This is a genomic window from Halogranum gelatinilyticum (assembly GCF_900103715.1).
Classification (GTDB): domain Archaea; phylum Halobacteriota; class Halobacteria; order Halobacteriales; family Haloferacaceae; genus Halogranum; species Halogranum gelatinilyticum.
In genome coordinates, this window is sequence record NZ_FNHL01000001.1 from 398,040 (window position 1) to 411,433 (window position 13,394).

The 13,394-nt window shown below is 66.6% G+C and carries 16 protein-coding genes; 11 read left to right on the forward strand and 5 right to left on the reverse strand.

What is annotated here, in order from left to right; all coding sequences use genetic code 11:
• Positions 1–27: 27 nt before the first annotated feature.
• From BLR57_RS02020 to ribB, 3 genes are all read left to right on the forward strand, one after another.
• Positions 28–663: a hypothetical protein gene (locus BLR57_RS02020; RefSeq protein ID WP_089693633.1), complete on the forward strand. Its 636-nt coding sequence runs from the start codon at positions 28–30 to the stop codon at positions 661–663.
• 178 nt (positions 664–841) lie between these two features.
• Positions 842–1,552, forward strand: coding sequence for a DUF120 domain-containing protein (locus BLR57_RS02025; RefSeq protein ID WP_089693635.1), 711 nt, complete (start codon positions 842–844; stop codon positions 1,550–1,552).
• Positions 1,549–2,250 carry a 3,4-dihydroxy-2-butanone-4-phosphate synthase gene (gene ribB, locus BLR57_RS02030; protein WP_089693637.1) on the forward strand — a complete coding sequence of 234 codons (702 nt, stop codon included), beginning with the start codon at positions 1,549–1,551 and terminating at the stop codon, positions 2,248–2,250. The genes BLR57_RS02025 and ribB overlap by 4 nt, the downstream gene beginning before the upstream one ends.
• Here the strand turns inward: ribB and BLR57_RS02035 are convergent.
• Entirely contained in the window at positions 2,247–3,143 is an 897-nt protein-coding gene (locus BLR57_RS02035) for an NAD-dependent epimerase/dehydratase family protein (RefSeq protein WP_089693639.1), read from the reverse strand. The two genes, ribB and BLR57_RS02035, sit on opposite strands and share 4 nt — an antisense overlap.
• A 90-nt stretch (positions 3,144–3,233) precedes the next feature.
• On the opposite strand from BLR57_RS02035, the gene BLR57_RS02040 reads away from it, so the two are divergent.
• Positions 3,234–4,157 carry a branched-chain amino acid transaminase gene (locus tag BLR57_RS02040; protein ID WP_089693641.1) on the forward strand — a complete coding sequence of 308 codons (924 nt, stop codon included), beginning with the start codon at positions 3,234–3,236 and terminating at the stop codon, positions 4,155–4,157.
• Between the two features lie 153 nt (positions 4,158–4,310).
• Here the strand turns inward: BLR57_RS02040 and BLR57_RS02045 are convergent, their stop codons facing one another.
• Positions 4,311–4,946: a DUF502 domain-containing protein gene (locus BLR57_RS02045; protein WP_089693644.1), complete on the reverse strand. Its 636-nt coding sequence runs from the start codon at positions 4,944–4,946 to the stop codon at positions 4,311–4,313.
• A 117-nt stretch (positions 4,947–5,063) separates the two neighbouring features.
• On the reverse strand, positions 5,064–5,903 hold the full coding sequence (locus BLR57_RS02050; RefSeq protein WP_089693646.1) for a proline dehydrogenase family protein: 840 nt from the start codon (positions 5,901–5,903) through the stop codon (positions 5,064–5,066).
• A 107-nt stretch (positions 5,904–6,010) separates the two neighbouring features.
• On the opposite strand from BLR57_RS02050, the gene BLR57_RS02055 reads away from it, so the two are divergent.
• The 6 genes from BLR57_RS02055 to BLR57_RS02080 all read left to right on the forward strand — a co-directional run bounded on the left by BLR57_RS02055 (position 6,011) and on the right by BLR57_RS02080 (position 10,501).
• Complete coding sequence (locus tag BLR57_RS02055) at positions 6,011–6,553, forward strand: CDP-2,3-bis-(O-geranylgeranyl)-sn-glycerol synthase (RefSeq protein WP_089693648.1); 543 nt, start codon at positions 6,011–6,013, stop codon at positions 6,551–6,553.
• A 128-nt stretch (positions 6,554–6,681) separates the two neighbouring features.
• Positions 6,682–6,942: a hypothetical protein gene (locus tag BLR57_RS02060; RefSeq protein ID WP_089693650.1), complete on the forward strand. Its 261-nt coding sequence runs from the start codon at positions 6,682–6,684 to the stop codon at positions 6,940–6,942.
• A 117-nt stretch (positions 6,943–7,059) separates the two neighbouring features.
• A complete protein-coding gene (pyrE, locus tag BLR57_RS02065) occupies positions 7,060–7,581 on the forward strand; it encodes an orotate phosphoribosyltransferase (RefSeq protein WP_089693652.1) in 522 nt (173 codons plus the stop codon).
• A 175-nt stretch (positions 7,582–7,756) separates the two neighbouring features.
• Entirely contained in the window at positions 7,757–8,470 is a 714-nt protein-coding gene (locus tag BLR57_RS02070) for a phosphoribosyltransferase family protein (protein WP_089693654.1), read from the forward strand.
• 194 nt (positions 8,471–8,664) lie between these two features.
• The gene (locus tag BLR57_RS02075) at positions 8,665–10,059 is read left to right on the forward strand and encodes an NCS2 family permease (RefSeq protein ID WP_089693657.1); all 1,395 of its coding nucleotides are present in this window, start codon (positions 8,665–8,667) and stop codon (positions 10,057–10,059) included.
• Positions 10,060–10,246: 187 nt separating this feature from the next.
• Entirely contained in the window at positions 10,247–10,501 is a 255-nt protein-coding gene (locus tag BLR57_RS02080; protein WP_089693659.1) for a glutathione S-transferase N-terminal domain-containing protein, read from the forward strand.
• A 24-nt stretch (positions 10,502–10,525) separates the two neighbouring features.
• On the opposite strand, the gene BLR57_RS02085 is transcribed toward BLR57_RS02080, so the two are convergent.
• On the reverse strand, positions 10,526–10,858 hold the full coding sequence (locus tag BLR57_RS02085; RefSeq protein WP_089693662.1) for a hypothetical protein: 333 nt from the start codon (positions 10,856–10,858) through the stop codon (positions 10,526–10,528).
• 63 nt (positions 10,859–10,921) lie between these two features.
• Entirely contained in the window at positions 10,922–11,890 is a 969-nt protein-coding gene (locus tag BLR57_RS02090) for a transcriptional regulator (RefSeq protein ID WP_089693664.1), read from the reverse strand.
• 147 nt (positions 11,891–12,037) lie between these two features.
• On the opposite strand from BLR57_RS02090, the gene BLR57_RS02095 reads away from it, so the two are divergent.
• On the forward strand, positions 12,038–13,390 hold the full coding sequence (locus tag BLR57_RS02095) for a tRNA(Ile)(2)-agmatinylcytidine synthase (protein WP_089693666.1): 1,353 nt from the start codon (positions 12,038–12,040) through the stop codon (positions 13,388–13,390).
• The last annotated feature ends 4 nt before the right edge of the window (positions 13,391–13,394 follow it).

Here is a 13,394-nt window from a genome sequence, read left to right on the forward strand (position 1 = left end):
TGCGTGGCCCGGTCGTAGCCGTCGAGGATGCCTGCAGACGACAGTCCTCCAGCGGCCGACCGAACTTCCGATGCCGTCGACTTCGCCGAGATTCGCGACGTCCTCGACACCGCCGCCCGCGACGCCGGTCACGACGACGTCGCGTCGTTCGTGACCGACCTGTTCACCGACGTCGTCGAGAACCCGCCCGAACCCGCACCCGAACCGCCCAACGAGGTCCGCTACGGCTTCCACGAGGAGGCCTTCGACGGCGACTACGACGAGGCAGCCGCCCGAGTGACGAAGGCCGTCGCCGCCGTGACGCCGCGGGAACTCGGGACGCTCGACTTCTGGGGACTCGACGTCAGTCGGCCGTCCGCCAGCGACGCGCTCGCCGTCCTGGCCGCACGCTCCGGCGTCGAACACACCGACACCGAACTCGTGGGCGAGATACCGGCGACGGTCGAGGCCGTCGCGGCCGTCGCGGATCTCTACGCGACGCCGGTCGTCGAGGTTCTCGTCACCGACGTCGAGGGATCCAAAGTCATCGAGCGTCGCGACGGCCACTATCTGTGGGTCTGGCTCCCCGAGGACCGTCTCGAGCGCGTGATGGCCCGTCTTCCGAAGTCCGTCGGCGACGCGGTCGAGCGCGCCGACCGGCCCGGAAGCGACGAGGCGCGCTGAACCGCCGCAACCGACGGACTTAGATGCGAACCGTCCATAGAGTGGATATCCACTGGTGTGACGGAAGCGTCGCACCCTCCGCCCGCTCGGCGTCGGTACTCCGCCGACACGCCATCTCACTTCTGCTACGCATCTCACTTCCGGTATGCTTATCAGCGATGGCTCCTACGTTTAGAGTATGGTAGAAACGGTCGCAGCGACCGCCGTCGGCCACGACGAACTCGCTGCACTGAAACTCGTCGCCCTCGACGGTGGGCTCGCCGGACCCGTCAAAGTCTCGTGTTCGAGCCTCGCAGACCGCCTCGACGCCTCCAGTCAGACCGCTTCACGTCGCCTCCAGCGGCTGGACGAGGCGGGCTACGTCGAGCGCGACATCGTCAGCGACGGCCAGTGGGTCGACATCACCGACGCTGGCGAGGCCGCCCTCCGCAAGGAGTACGCCGACTACCGGCGGGTCTTCGAGGAGGAGGCCTCCGTCACCCTGACCGGGACCGTCACCGGCGGCATGGGCGAGGGTCGCCACTACATCTCGCTGCCGGGCTACATGGCGCAGTTCGAAGAGCGTCTCGGCTACGAACCGTTCGCGGGCACGCTCAACGTCGATCTGACCGAGGAGAGCGTCCGCGCCCGTGCCGGGATGTCCTCGCTCGACGCCGTCCCCATCGACGGCTGGGAGGACGAGGAGCGCACCTTCGGTCCCGCCTCCTGCTACGAGGCGACCGTCGAGTACGACGGTGAGTCCTACGACACGGCCCACATCATCGTCCCCGAACGGACCCACCACGACGAGACCCAACTAGAGATCATCGCCCCGGACCGCCTGCGCGACGCGCTCGGTCTCGACGATGGCGACACCGTCTCCGTCCGCGTCGTGGAGGTCTCACAATGAGCGGCCGTGCTGGCGACCTCGCCGACGACGCCGTCGCCGACGACGCCGTCGACCGTGCAATCCGGGCGTTCCGCGACGGCCAGCCCGTCCTCGTCCACGACTTCGACGACCGCGAGGGCGAGACGGACATCGTCTACCCCGCAGGTGCCGTGACGGCCGACGCCGTCGCCCGCCTCCGCAACGACGCGGGCGGTCTCGTCTGCGCCGCGCTCTCGCACGACGCCGCGGTCGCGATGGATCTGCCGTTCCTCGACGACACCATCGACCACCCCAGCGCGGGCAGCCATGAGTTGGGATACGACGACCGCTCGTCGTTTTCGTTACCTGTTAACCACCGCGACACCTTCACCGGCATCCCCGACGCGGACCGCGCGCTGACCATCACCGAACTCGCCTCTGCGGCGGAGGCCGCCCTCGCGGGCGACTACGGTCCCGAGGAGTTCGCCGCCGACTTCCGCGCACCCGGCCACGTCAACGTCCTCCGGGCGGCCCCCGGCCTGCTCGCGGACCGACAGGGCCACACGGAACTCGGCCTCGCGCTGGCGGCCGAAGCCGGACTCCCGCCTGCCGTCGTCGTCTGCGAGATGCTCGACGACGAGACCGGCCACGCGCTGCCGAAGGCCGCCGCCCGCGACTACGCCACCCGCCACGGCTTCGTCTACGTCGACGGCGACCAGCTCGTCGAGCGGCTGCGTTAGTCGCGCCAGCTCTTTTCGGGCGTCCAGCCGAGCAGTTCTCCCGCTTTCGTCGTGTCGACCAGACTCCCGTACTCGTCGAACCCCTCCGGTTCCACTCGAACGTCGGCCTCGGGATACTCTTCGGCGACCAACTCGTTCGTCGGGAGGTCCACGGTCGTGTCCGCCGCCGCCGCCCAGACCGTCTCGTGGCCGTCGAAGTCGGCCTCGACACACAGCCGAAAGAGCCGCGCGAGGTCGTCGAGATGGACGTACGCGAACAGCGTGTTGTGCGCCGAGTGGTGGAACGGTGCCTCTCGAATCGCGTCCAGCGAGCGGTCGCCGTCGACGAGGACCTCTTCGATCTGCTCGTCGTCCATCGCCATCGGGAACCGGACCGTCGCCACCGTCGTCGGCCCGTCGTTTCTCCTGCCCACGCCGTCGGCGGTGACTTCCAGCACGCGCTTCCCGAGGGCGTAGGGGTCCCGCGGGTCGACGGGGTGGGTCTCGTCGACGGGGAGATAGTCGAGGCGCACCTGGTCGGGGTCGAAGCCCGCACCGAGCGCGCTCATGCTGGAGGCGATGGCGACGCTGTCGATATCGAGATTCTCGCAGGCTTCGAGGACGTGGTAGGTGGTCATGACGTTGCTCTCGAAGGTGACGTGGCCCGGCGCGTCGTCAGGGCGGGGCCGCATCCCGAGATGGACGACGGCGTCGGCGGCACAGGCTGCGAGCGCGCCGTAGACCTCGCCCGCGTCGAGGAGGTCCGCCTGTTGGTAGGCGTCGGCGACGGCTTCGCTGCGGCGGCCGCGTGAGACGTTGACCGTGCGGTAGCCGTGTGCGTTCAGCTCGCGGATGACGCCGCGGCCGACCTGGCCGTTGCCGCCGGTGACGGCGACGGTGGCTGTTTGAGACATACGTCCAGTCTTCTCCTGTCGTCTCAAAAAGGCGACCCTCGCCGCGCGATTCCTCATGAATTTATAGCAGTGCCCGCCAATGGCCCGAACATGGGATTTGACGACATGGACGTCGACACCATCTGGATGGACGGTGAGTTCGTGGACTGGGACGACGCGCAGATTCACGTCCTCACGCACGGCCTCCACTACGGGACCGGCGTCTTCGAGGGTGTCCGCTGTTACGACACCGAGAACGGCCCCGCCGTCTTCCGCTGGGAAGAACACCTCGAACGGCTCTACGACTCCACGCAGCCCTACGAGATGGAGATTCCCTTCTCCCGCGAGGAACTCACCGAGGCGACGATGGAACTCATCCGCCGACAGGATCTCGAATCCTGTTACATCCGCCCCATCGCCTTCTACGGCTACGACACGCTCGGCGTGAGTCCCGGCGACTGCCCGACGCAGGTCGCCATCGCCGCCTGGCCCTGGGGCACCTACCTCGGCGAGGACGCCCTGGAGAACGGCATCAAGGTCATGGTCTCCTCGTGGCGCAAGCACTCCTCCAGCCAGATTCCGACCAACGCCAAGACGACCGGTCTCTACGTGAACTCCATGCTCGCAGGCGAGGAAGCCCGCCGCAACGGCTACCGCGAGGCCATCGTCCTCAACAAGGAGGGCAACGTCGCCGAAGGTCCCGGCGAGAACATCTTCCTCGTCCGCGACGGCGAGATCTTCACGCCCGGATTGAGCGAAAGCATCCTCGACGGCATCACGCGCAACACGGTCATCGAACTGGCCGAAGAGCGCGGCTACGAGGTCCACGACAACGTCTCCATCAGCCGCGGCGAACTCAACACCGCCGACGAGCTGTTCTTCACCGGCAGCGCGGCGGAGGTCACGCCCATCCGGCAGGTCGACAACGTCGAAATCGGCGAACGCGGTCCCGTGACCGAGGAACTCCAGCAGGCGTTCTTCGACCTCGTCGAGCGCCGGACGGACGACCACGACGAGTGGTTCACGTACGTCTGAGCGGCTGAAATCCTCGAATTGCGATTTTCGAGTTTCGATTCTTCGACTTTCTTGACTTCCCACCTTCTCGACTCGGCGAGCGTTGCGAACGCCCCGCTCACCGGTCGGCGGCGACGTGAAAACAGTCGGTAGACGGTCGCGCGGTCAGGTTGGTCAGTTCATCCGGCCGAGGTCTTCGATGCCCGTCTCCTCGGTGACGTCGATGCTGACGCCCTCGTCGGTCTCGGCGAATCCGGCCGAGAGGATGCGGGTGAGTGCTTCCTCGACCTTCTCGTTGGTCTCCTCGATGCGGTGGGGTTCGACCTCCATCACGAAGCCGGTCGTGATGTTGGGGGCAGTGGGCATGAAGAGGACCTCACGGCCGTCCGAGGTCTTCTTCCCCGTCTTGAACGCGGTCATCCGGATGCCGTTCCAGACTTCGAGCCGGACGGGCTTCTGGAGGTCTTCGGTGCCGCTGAGTGCCGTCTCGACGGCGAGTTTCGAGGCGTTGTAGACGACGCGGACGACCGGGACGCGGTTGATGACGCCGTCGATGACACCCTCTCCGAGGCGGCCGATGGTCGTCCGCATCAGGTAGCCCACGCCCAGCGTCAGCATCGCGAAGACGACGAGGACGACGAGGACCCGAAACGGGTTGGCGTATCCCGCGGGAATCGCAGGCGGAACGCCGAAGTCCATGCCGGGGAGGTCCAGTATCCGCTGGTAGAGCCAACTGACGACGGCCGCGAGGACGATGAGGGGGACGAGAACCACGAGACCGCTCGCGACGTCGCGTTTCCACGTAGACATTCGTTGTCGGGTATCTAGAGGCCGTCCTTATCAGCGCTTCTAACTCGGGACCGTTTGTGAGGGCGTACTGTCTCTCGAATAAAACAGACTGCCTCGGCGACGTGTCGGCCGCCCGCGTTAGACGCCGACGACCGCGCGGAGCGCGAACAGCGCGTTCTCCTTGCGTTCGCGGACGCGACGGTAGAAGTACGAGAACCACTTGCCGCCGTAGGGGGCGTACTGCCACACTTCGTAGCCCTGTTCGACTAACTCCCGTTGGGCGTCCTCGCGGACGCCCATCAGCATCTGAACCTCGAAGTCCGTCCCGTACTCCTCGTGGAGGTCGGTAGCGTATTCGATCATCTTCGGGTCGTGGCTGCCGACCGCGATGCCGCCCTCGAAGTTCGCGAACATGAACTCCAGATACTCGCGGTAGGCCTCGTTGACCTTCGACTTCTGCTTGTAGGCGACCTCCTTCGGCTCGTCGTACGCGCCCTTGACCAGCCGTATCTTCCCCGGGACGTCGGCGAGTCGTTCGAGGTCCGCCTTCGTCCGTTTGAGGTTCGCCTGCACGCAGAGACCGACGCCGCCCTCGAACTCCCGAGCCAACTCCTCGAAGGCGTCGAGCGTCACGTCCGTGGTCGTGTAGTCCTCCATGTCACACCAGACGAAGACCCCGTGGCGGTCGCCCGCCTCGACGATGGCGCGGAAGTTCTCCTCGAACACGCGGTCGCCAGCGTCGAGACCGATCTGGGAGGGCTTGACCGAGATGCAGGCGTCGAGGTCCGTGCTCCCGATGTCGCGGACGAGATCGACGTAGGCCGCCGTGTCGCCGTCGGCCTCGGCGCGGTTGTCGTAGTGCTCGCCGAGCAGGTTGAGGATGACCTTCACGCCCGACTCGTTCGTCTCGCGGACGTGCTCGAACGCCGAGGCTGGCGTCTCGCCCGCGACGAATCGGCTGGCGATTGGGGGAATCATGTGGCAATCCTTGCGGTCGTTTATTTAAATCCGTTCCCGTTCGTCGTCCGGCGTCGCCGTCGGCCGAAACGCCGAGGCTTATAACCTCCGCCCGACACGTCTCGCGTATGTTGCGCTCACTCGTCCTCAAGGCGTTCTGGACGATGCTCCCGGCCTACGTCCCGAACAACGTCGCGGTGCTCGCTGGCGGCGGCGAACCCATCGACGGCGGCCGTACGTGGAACGGCCGACGGCTCCTCGGCGACGGCAAGACCTGGCGCGGGACCGCCGTGGGGACGCTCGCTGGCGTCCTCCTAGCACTCGTCCTCGACCTGCTCCGCGGCCCGCTGGAGAAACGACTCGGCGTGTCGCTCCCCGCGTTCTCGCTCAAGTCCGCGTTCGCCCTGTCGTTCGGCGCGATGCTCGGCGACATCGGTGCCTCGTTCCTCAAACGTCGCAGCGGCCGCGAGCGCGGGGCGGCGTTCCCCGGTCTCGACCAACTGGACTTCGTCGCCGGCTCGCTCGGCCTGACGGCCGCGCTCGCCCCGGCGTGGTTCCGCGCGGCGTTCAAACTGCCCGTGCTCGTGGTCGTCGTCGTGATGACGCCCGTGTTGCACGTCGTGACGAACGTCATCGCGTACGTGCTCGGATTGAAGGACGAACCCTGGTAGAGCCGTCCTCGCAGTCCATTTCTACGGGTCCACACCGTTCTCCGTGGCGACGGCGTCTCGCTGGCGTGTGACTTCGGTTCGGTGTCCCGCTAGAAGGCTTATCACTCCTCGGTCGGAACCGCCCGGACGTGTCCTCCGATACTCACTACCGCCCTCTCCGGTATCCTCTCGGAGTCGTCGGACTCGTCGCCGTCGGCTTCCTCCTACGAGCGGCACTGCGGCCGATATTCGAGCGCGTGACCGCCGGGTCGGCCACGTGGCTACCGATGTTCGGGACGGTCGCACAGACCGTCGTGGTCTATAGTCGGGTCGTCACCCTGTTTGCGGCCGTCCTCGTCCCCGTCGCGGCGTTCTGGCTCGGGATGCAGTACGGACAGCACTCCGGGTGACTCCGGCCGTCGTCCGGGTCCCACGGCGACGCGAGAGCGGCTTGAAGTCGCACGTCGACGGCGGCCGCGAATCGCCAATCGCCCCGTTTATCACCCTCGCCCGTCCCACCACCAGTAATGGCGAACCAGGAACTCATTCGGGCACTGCGCGACGCCGACGCCGTCCAGTTCGGCGAGTTCGAACTGTCCCACGGCGGTACGAGCGAATACTACGTCGACAAGTATCTCTTCGAGACCGACCCCCACTGTCTCGAACTCATCGCGGAGGCCTTCGCCGAGCGCGTCGGCGACACCAAACTCGCGGGCGTCGCCCTCGGTGCGGTCCCGATCGTGGCCGTCACGTCGGTCGAGACGGGCAATCCCTACGTCATCGCCCGGAAGAAGGCAAAGGAGTACGGCACGGCCAAACGCATCGAAGGCCGACTCGACGAGGGTGAGGAGGTCGTCATCCTCGAAGACATCGCGACGACCGGCCAGAGTGCCGTCGACGCCGCCGAAGCCCTGCGCGAGGCGGGTGCGGAGGTCAACCGCGTCATCGTCGTCGTCGACCGCCAGGAGGGTGCCGCCGAGCATCTCGCCGACCACGACCTGGAACTCGACTCGCTGCTCACGGCCTCGGACCTGCTCGCGGACCAGTAGCCTCTCTCCGTCCCTGTTTTCGCCACTTCAGAGGGCTGACTCTCGGCTCTGCCGACGGTCCGAGCCGTTCGTTTCGGCCCCCGAACCGTGCCTTCCGGTGTCACACAACTGTGCGTATCTCTTCGACCTCTGGATATCGAAGTGTTCATACTTGTGCAAACGCGATGTCCACGGTATGAACAGAGCAGAGAAGGCCGCCCTCCAGTTGCAGGCGGTCGCCGTCTTGCGGATGCTCAAAGAGACCCGGACCTACGACGAGCTCTCGGAGGTGACGGGCCTGCCTGCGGGCGACCTCAACCGCTACGTCAACGGCCACGTCCTCCCCGGTACCGACCGCGCCCGCGAGGTCGTGGAGGGGATCGGCCGCGACGCGCTCTCGACGGAGCTCGAAGCCCGTGTCGAGTTCGACGACGAGGGCTACGTCGACAACTCCGGCGTCGTCTTCGACCAGTCCTTCCTCGACCTCGTCGCGCCTATCGCAGCCAACGCCTTCGGCTTCGAACGGCCCGACGTGGTGCTGACGGCCGCGACCGACGGCATCACGCTCGGCGCGGCGATGGCGAGCTACTTCGACGCCCGCCTCGCCTACGCCAAGAAGTCCAAGGAGACCGCCGTCGAGGAGTTCATCGAGTCCCGCCAGCGGCTGGCCTCCGGCATCGAGTTGACCTACTATCTCCCCGCGAGCGCGCTTTCGTCGGGCCAGCGCGTCCTCGTCGTCGACGACCTCATCCGGTCGGGCGAGACCCAGGAACTCCTGCTCGACATCGCCTTGCAGGCCGACACCGAGGTCGCTGGCGTCTTCGCGCTCATCGCTGTCGGCGACGAAGGCACGGGTCGCGCCAAGGAGATCACCGACGCGCCGGTCGGCGCGCTGACGACGTTCGAGTAACTCGGTCCGGCGTCGTCGACCGGCGCGCCAGCGTCCATGACCCGTTTCTTTCTCCCGATTGTCGACGATTATACACACGCTCGTGTAGCAATTAGTTTGTAGAGCGCGTTATCTCGGAGTAATTATCCACATATGTGTATATGTGCGTACTGGAGATGGCAATTCTTAAGTCGATAATCACAGGTATGCCCATCATGGGCCTTACAGAGTATTTCGACCTCGACGCGCACAACACGACCGTGCGGACCGAGGTACTCGCAGGTATCACCACGTTCCTGACGATGAGTTACATCGTCGTCGTCAACCCGTCTATCCTGGCGGGCATTCCGGACGCGAAACCGGGGATCATCATCGACGGCTACTCACCGGCACAGGTCCGGTCGATGCTCGCCGTCGTCACCATCCTCGCCGCCGCGGTGGCGACGACCATCATGGCATTCTACGCCAACCGGCCGTTCGCGCAAGCACCCGGTCTCGGCCTGAACGCCTTCTTCGCGTTCACCGTCGTCGGCGCGCTCGGCATCCCGTGGCAGACGGCACTCGCCGCCGTCGTCGTGGAGGGAATCATCTTCATCGCGCTCACCGCCGTCGGGGCGCGTGAGTATATCATCAAGCTGTTCCCGAAACCCGTCAAGTTCGCCGTCGGGACCGGTATCGGCCTGTTCTTGACGATCATCGGGCTGCAGGCGATGGGCATCGTCGTCGACGACGGTGCGACGCTCGTCACGATGGGCCAGGTCGCCTCGAACCCCGTCGCCATCCTCTCGGTCTTCGGTCTCTTCCTCACCTTCGCGCTCTACGCCCGCGGTGTCAAAGGCTCGATCATCCTCGGCATCGCGCTCACGACGGTCATCGGCTGGGCCGTCACGCAGTTCGGTCTCGTCTCCCCCGACGCCGGTCTCGTCGCCGGTGGGCCGGGCGCGACCTACGACATCTCGCCGCTCGCGGGCGCGTTCCTCTCCGGGCTCGGCAACATCGAGGGCTTCGCCTTCGCGCTCGTCGTCTTCACGTTCTTCTTCGTCGACTTCTTCGACACCGCGGGCACGCTCGTCGGTGTCGGCCAGGCCGGTAACTTCCTCGACGAGGACGGCAACCTGCCGGACGTCGACAAGCCGCTGATGGCCGACGCCGTCGGCACCACGGTCGGCGGAATGCTCGGCACCTCGACGGTCACGACCTACATCGAGTCGGCGACGGGTGTCGAAGAGGGCGGCCGGACGGGCCTGACGGCGCTCGTCGTCGCCGTGCTCTTCCTCGCCTCGCTCGCGCTCGTCCCGCTCGCGGCGGCGATTCCGCTCTACGCGTCGCACATCGCGCTGGTCGTCATCGGCGTCGTCATGCTCAGCAACGTCGTCGACATCGACTGGAACGACATCACCCACACCGTCCCGGCCGGGATGACCATCCTCGTCATGCCGTTCACCTACTCCATCGCCTACGGTATCGCCGCGGGTATCATCTCCTACCCGCTCGTGAAGATCGCCGCTGGCGAGTTCGACGACGTCCGCCCGGGCCACCTCGTCCTCGCCGGTGCCTTCGTCGTCTACTTCTTCGTCCGGACGAGCGGCGTCCTCTCCAGCGCGGTCTGAGACGACGCGGTCGCTGTTTCTTTGCCATCGCTGGCATTCGTTTCCACCTCGGCTTCGCGCGTGGCGTGGCAGGCACAACACTCCCACGCCTGACGCGGTTCGCGCGATGAAACGCGCGACGGTCGTGTGGCGTGGCAGGCACACACCACCACCGCGTTCTTAAGTCACGACTCCCAACGGGAGAGTGATGGCAACCCTCGAACTCTACGAACTGGAAGGCTGTCCGTACTGCGCGAAGGTCAAGAACAAACTCGCAGAGCTGGGTCTCGAATACGAATCCCACATGGTACCGCGTTCGCACTCCGAGCGGACCGAAGTCGAGAAGGTCAGCGGCCAGACGGGCGTCCCCGTCCTCGTCGACGAGGAACACGGGATCGAGGGGATGGCCGAGAGCGACGATATCGTCGAGTATCTCGAAGAGACCTACGGCTCGGCCAGCTAACTGCGGACTTCGTTTTTCGGACGTTTAGACGCTTCGCGCCGCCTCGTACCCCTGTCTGACCGCCGGGAGCAGCGAGTCGACCGTCTCCGGCGTCACCGACACCGTCGTCCACGAGGCGACCGCTCGGCCGTCGGCGACGAACGGGCGGAGCTGGTGGGTCGCCGCCAACGACCGCCGTTCGTCGTCCGGCAGGCACGTGAGTGAGACGCCCTGGTCGCTCAAGACGGCGAAACGCGCGTCTGCGACGCGGTAGGACGGACAGCCGAACGTCGTCTGGACGGAGACGTCCGGCCACGAGAGGACTTCACGCTCGAACGCCTCACGAAGTCCGGCCGACGCGTCGGTAAAATACTGCACAGGCTCACTAGGCTGGCAACCAGGATAACCACGCCGCCAAACTCTTTGGGTGTGTCGGCTGGCCTACCCTTCGACGGGGTCGCTCGCCCGCTCGCGGATCAGGTCGCGAATGACGTCAGGGTCGTCGATACCCGCGAGTTCCTCACAGCTGACGATGGCGGTCCCCTCGACCGATTCACGTTTGGACTGCTCCTCGGTGAAGTAGACCGACCGCGTCCGCGTGACCTCGCCGAGCGAGGACATGATGCGGGCGCGCTTCTCGGCACTGCGGGTGAACGCCGAGTGGCCGGTGAGCACGTTGCCCTCGCGGTTGCTGTCCTCACTGACGGCCTTGAACGGCGCGCGTGCCGTCGGATGGACGGTGAAGCCCGCGCGAGTCAGTACCGACAGGACGTGCTCGTCGTCGGGGTCGACCTGTGGGTCCGCGGGCGTCGGCTCGGCGTCCCGAACCTCCTCCGCACCCTCCATCACGTTGACGGGGCTACTGAAGGGCCGCCCGAACAGCTCTTCGAGCTGGATGGCGACTTCGACGCTCGCGTTCATGCCGTCTTCGTACTTCGAGACGGTCCGCCGCGAGACGCCGAGTTCGGTGGCGAGTCGACCGAGACTCCAGCCGCGCTCCTCGCGCTCGTCGGCGATGATGCTGCCGTCGATGTTGACGTAGAGACCGCCGGGTGCGGCGTAGATGAGCGGCGGGACCTCTTCGACGAACATGTCCATCGCGGTGTCGGGGTTCAGAACGGGAACACCGTGACGGAAGTAGACCACGCCGGGCTTGAGATCCTCGTCGCGGGTCCGCAGACCGATAACCATCGGCGTCGCGTCCAGGTAGGTGCCGAGTCGGCGCATCTCCGCGCCGGTCGCACCGTCGAACGCGTCGATGTTCCCCAGAATCTTGACGAGGATGAGGTCGTCGTCTCTGCGGGCGGCGAGGTCGAAACTCTTCGGCCGAATCGCACAGCGGTCGCTCACGGCGAACCCCGCGTCGTGCAACATCGCACTGAGATTGTCGACCAGTGCTGCCCGAGACATAGGGGGTAATAGGCGATTCCCGACATATAACCGTTGTGCCCCACACCCACGCCACGTCTCCCGATTTTCTCCGCATTTCGGCGACAGAATTATATAGTCTCTCCGAACGCGAAAGCGGCTTTACGCACCGTAGAGTAGGCCTCCGCGATGACCGTCATCGGCCTCGACGACACCGACTCCCGCGAGCAGGGGATGTGTACGACCTATCTCGCGACGCTCGTCGCCGAGGCCGTCGAGGCCGCGGGTGGCACCGTCTCCGACCGGCTGCTCGTCCGGCTCAACCCCGCCGTCGAACACAAGACCCGCGGGAACGCCGCGCTCGCCCTCCACACCGACCTCGCCGTCGACGAGGCGTTCTCTCTCGCACGCGACCGACTGACCGACCTCGCGGTCACCGACGACCCCCGAACCAGCCCCGGTCTCGTCGTCGGCCCCGGCGACCCAGCTGACGTCCCCGACCGCGTCGCCGACTTCGCCCGCGACGCGCTCCGTGCCCACCACAGCATCGCCGACGCCGTCGCCCTCGCCGATGAGGCAGGCTACCGCCACGCGGGCTGGGGGGTCGGTCGCGGCCGCATCGGCGCGCTCGCGGCCATCGGAGCCGACGCCGCCTTCGACGACTGGACCTACGAACACGTCTCCTACCGCGCGTTCGACCGCTGTGGGACGCCCCGCGACGTCGACTACGACTCGGTCTTCGCCGCCGCCGACGCGGGCTATCCCGCGGTCTGGGATACCGTCGACCACGTTGAAGGGCAGGCGGTCTGCGTCCCGCACGCGCCCGGTCCAATCCTCTACGGCATCCGCGGCGACGACCCCGAGAGCGTCGCTGCGGTCGCCGCCGCCATCGACGGCGAGCGCGTCGACCGCACGAGCCTGTTCCGGACGAACCAGGGCACCGACGCCCATCTGCAGGACGTGGCGGCGACTCGGCCCGCCGACCTCGCCGACGGCGCGGCCTACCGACTCTCGGGAACGGTCGTGTCCGCCCCCGAGACGCGGGAAGGTGGCCACGTCTTCCTCGACGTTTCCCTCGCGGACGCTGTCGGCGACGGCGGAGCCGACGAGTCACCTGTCGGCGTAAGCGAGCGGAGCGACGGCAGCGACAGCAGCGACGCCGACCTCACCTGCGTCGCCTTCGAGCCGACGAAACGCTTCCGCGACCGAGTGCGGGCACTCCGCCCCGGCGACCGTCTCACCCTCTGCGGCGAGGTGAGCGAGCGAACGCTCAAACTGGAGAAGTTCGCCGTCCGCGAGTTGAACCGCGTCGCACTGGCGACGCCGACCTGTCCCGAGTGCGGTCGGTCGATGGAGAGCGCGGGGCGGAACCAGGGTTACCGGTGTCGCGACTGCAAGACGAGTCGGCCGGGCAAGGTCGAGGTGTCGGTCGACCGCGACCTCGAACCCGGCTGGTACGAGGTCCCACCGTGTGCGCGGCGACACGTCGCGAAGCCGCTCGTCCGCGGCGGCTTCGACGCACCGACACATCCCGAGCGGTGAGCCG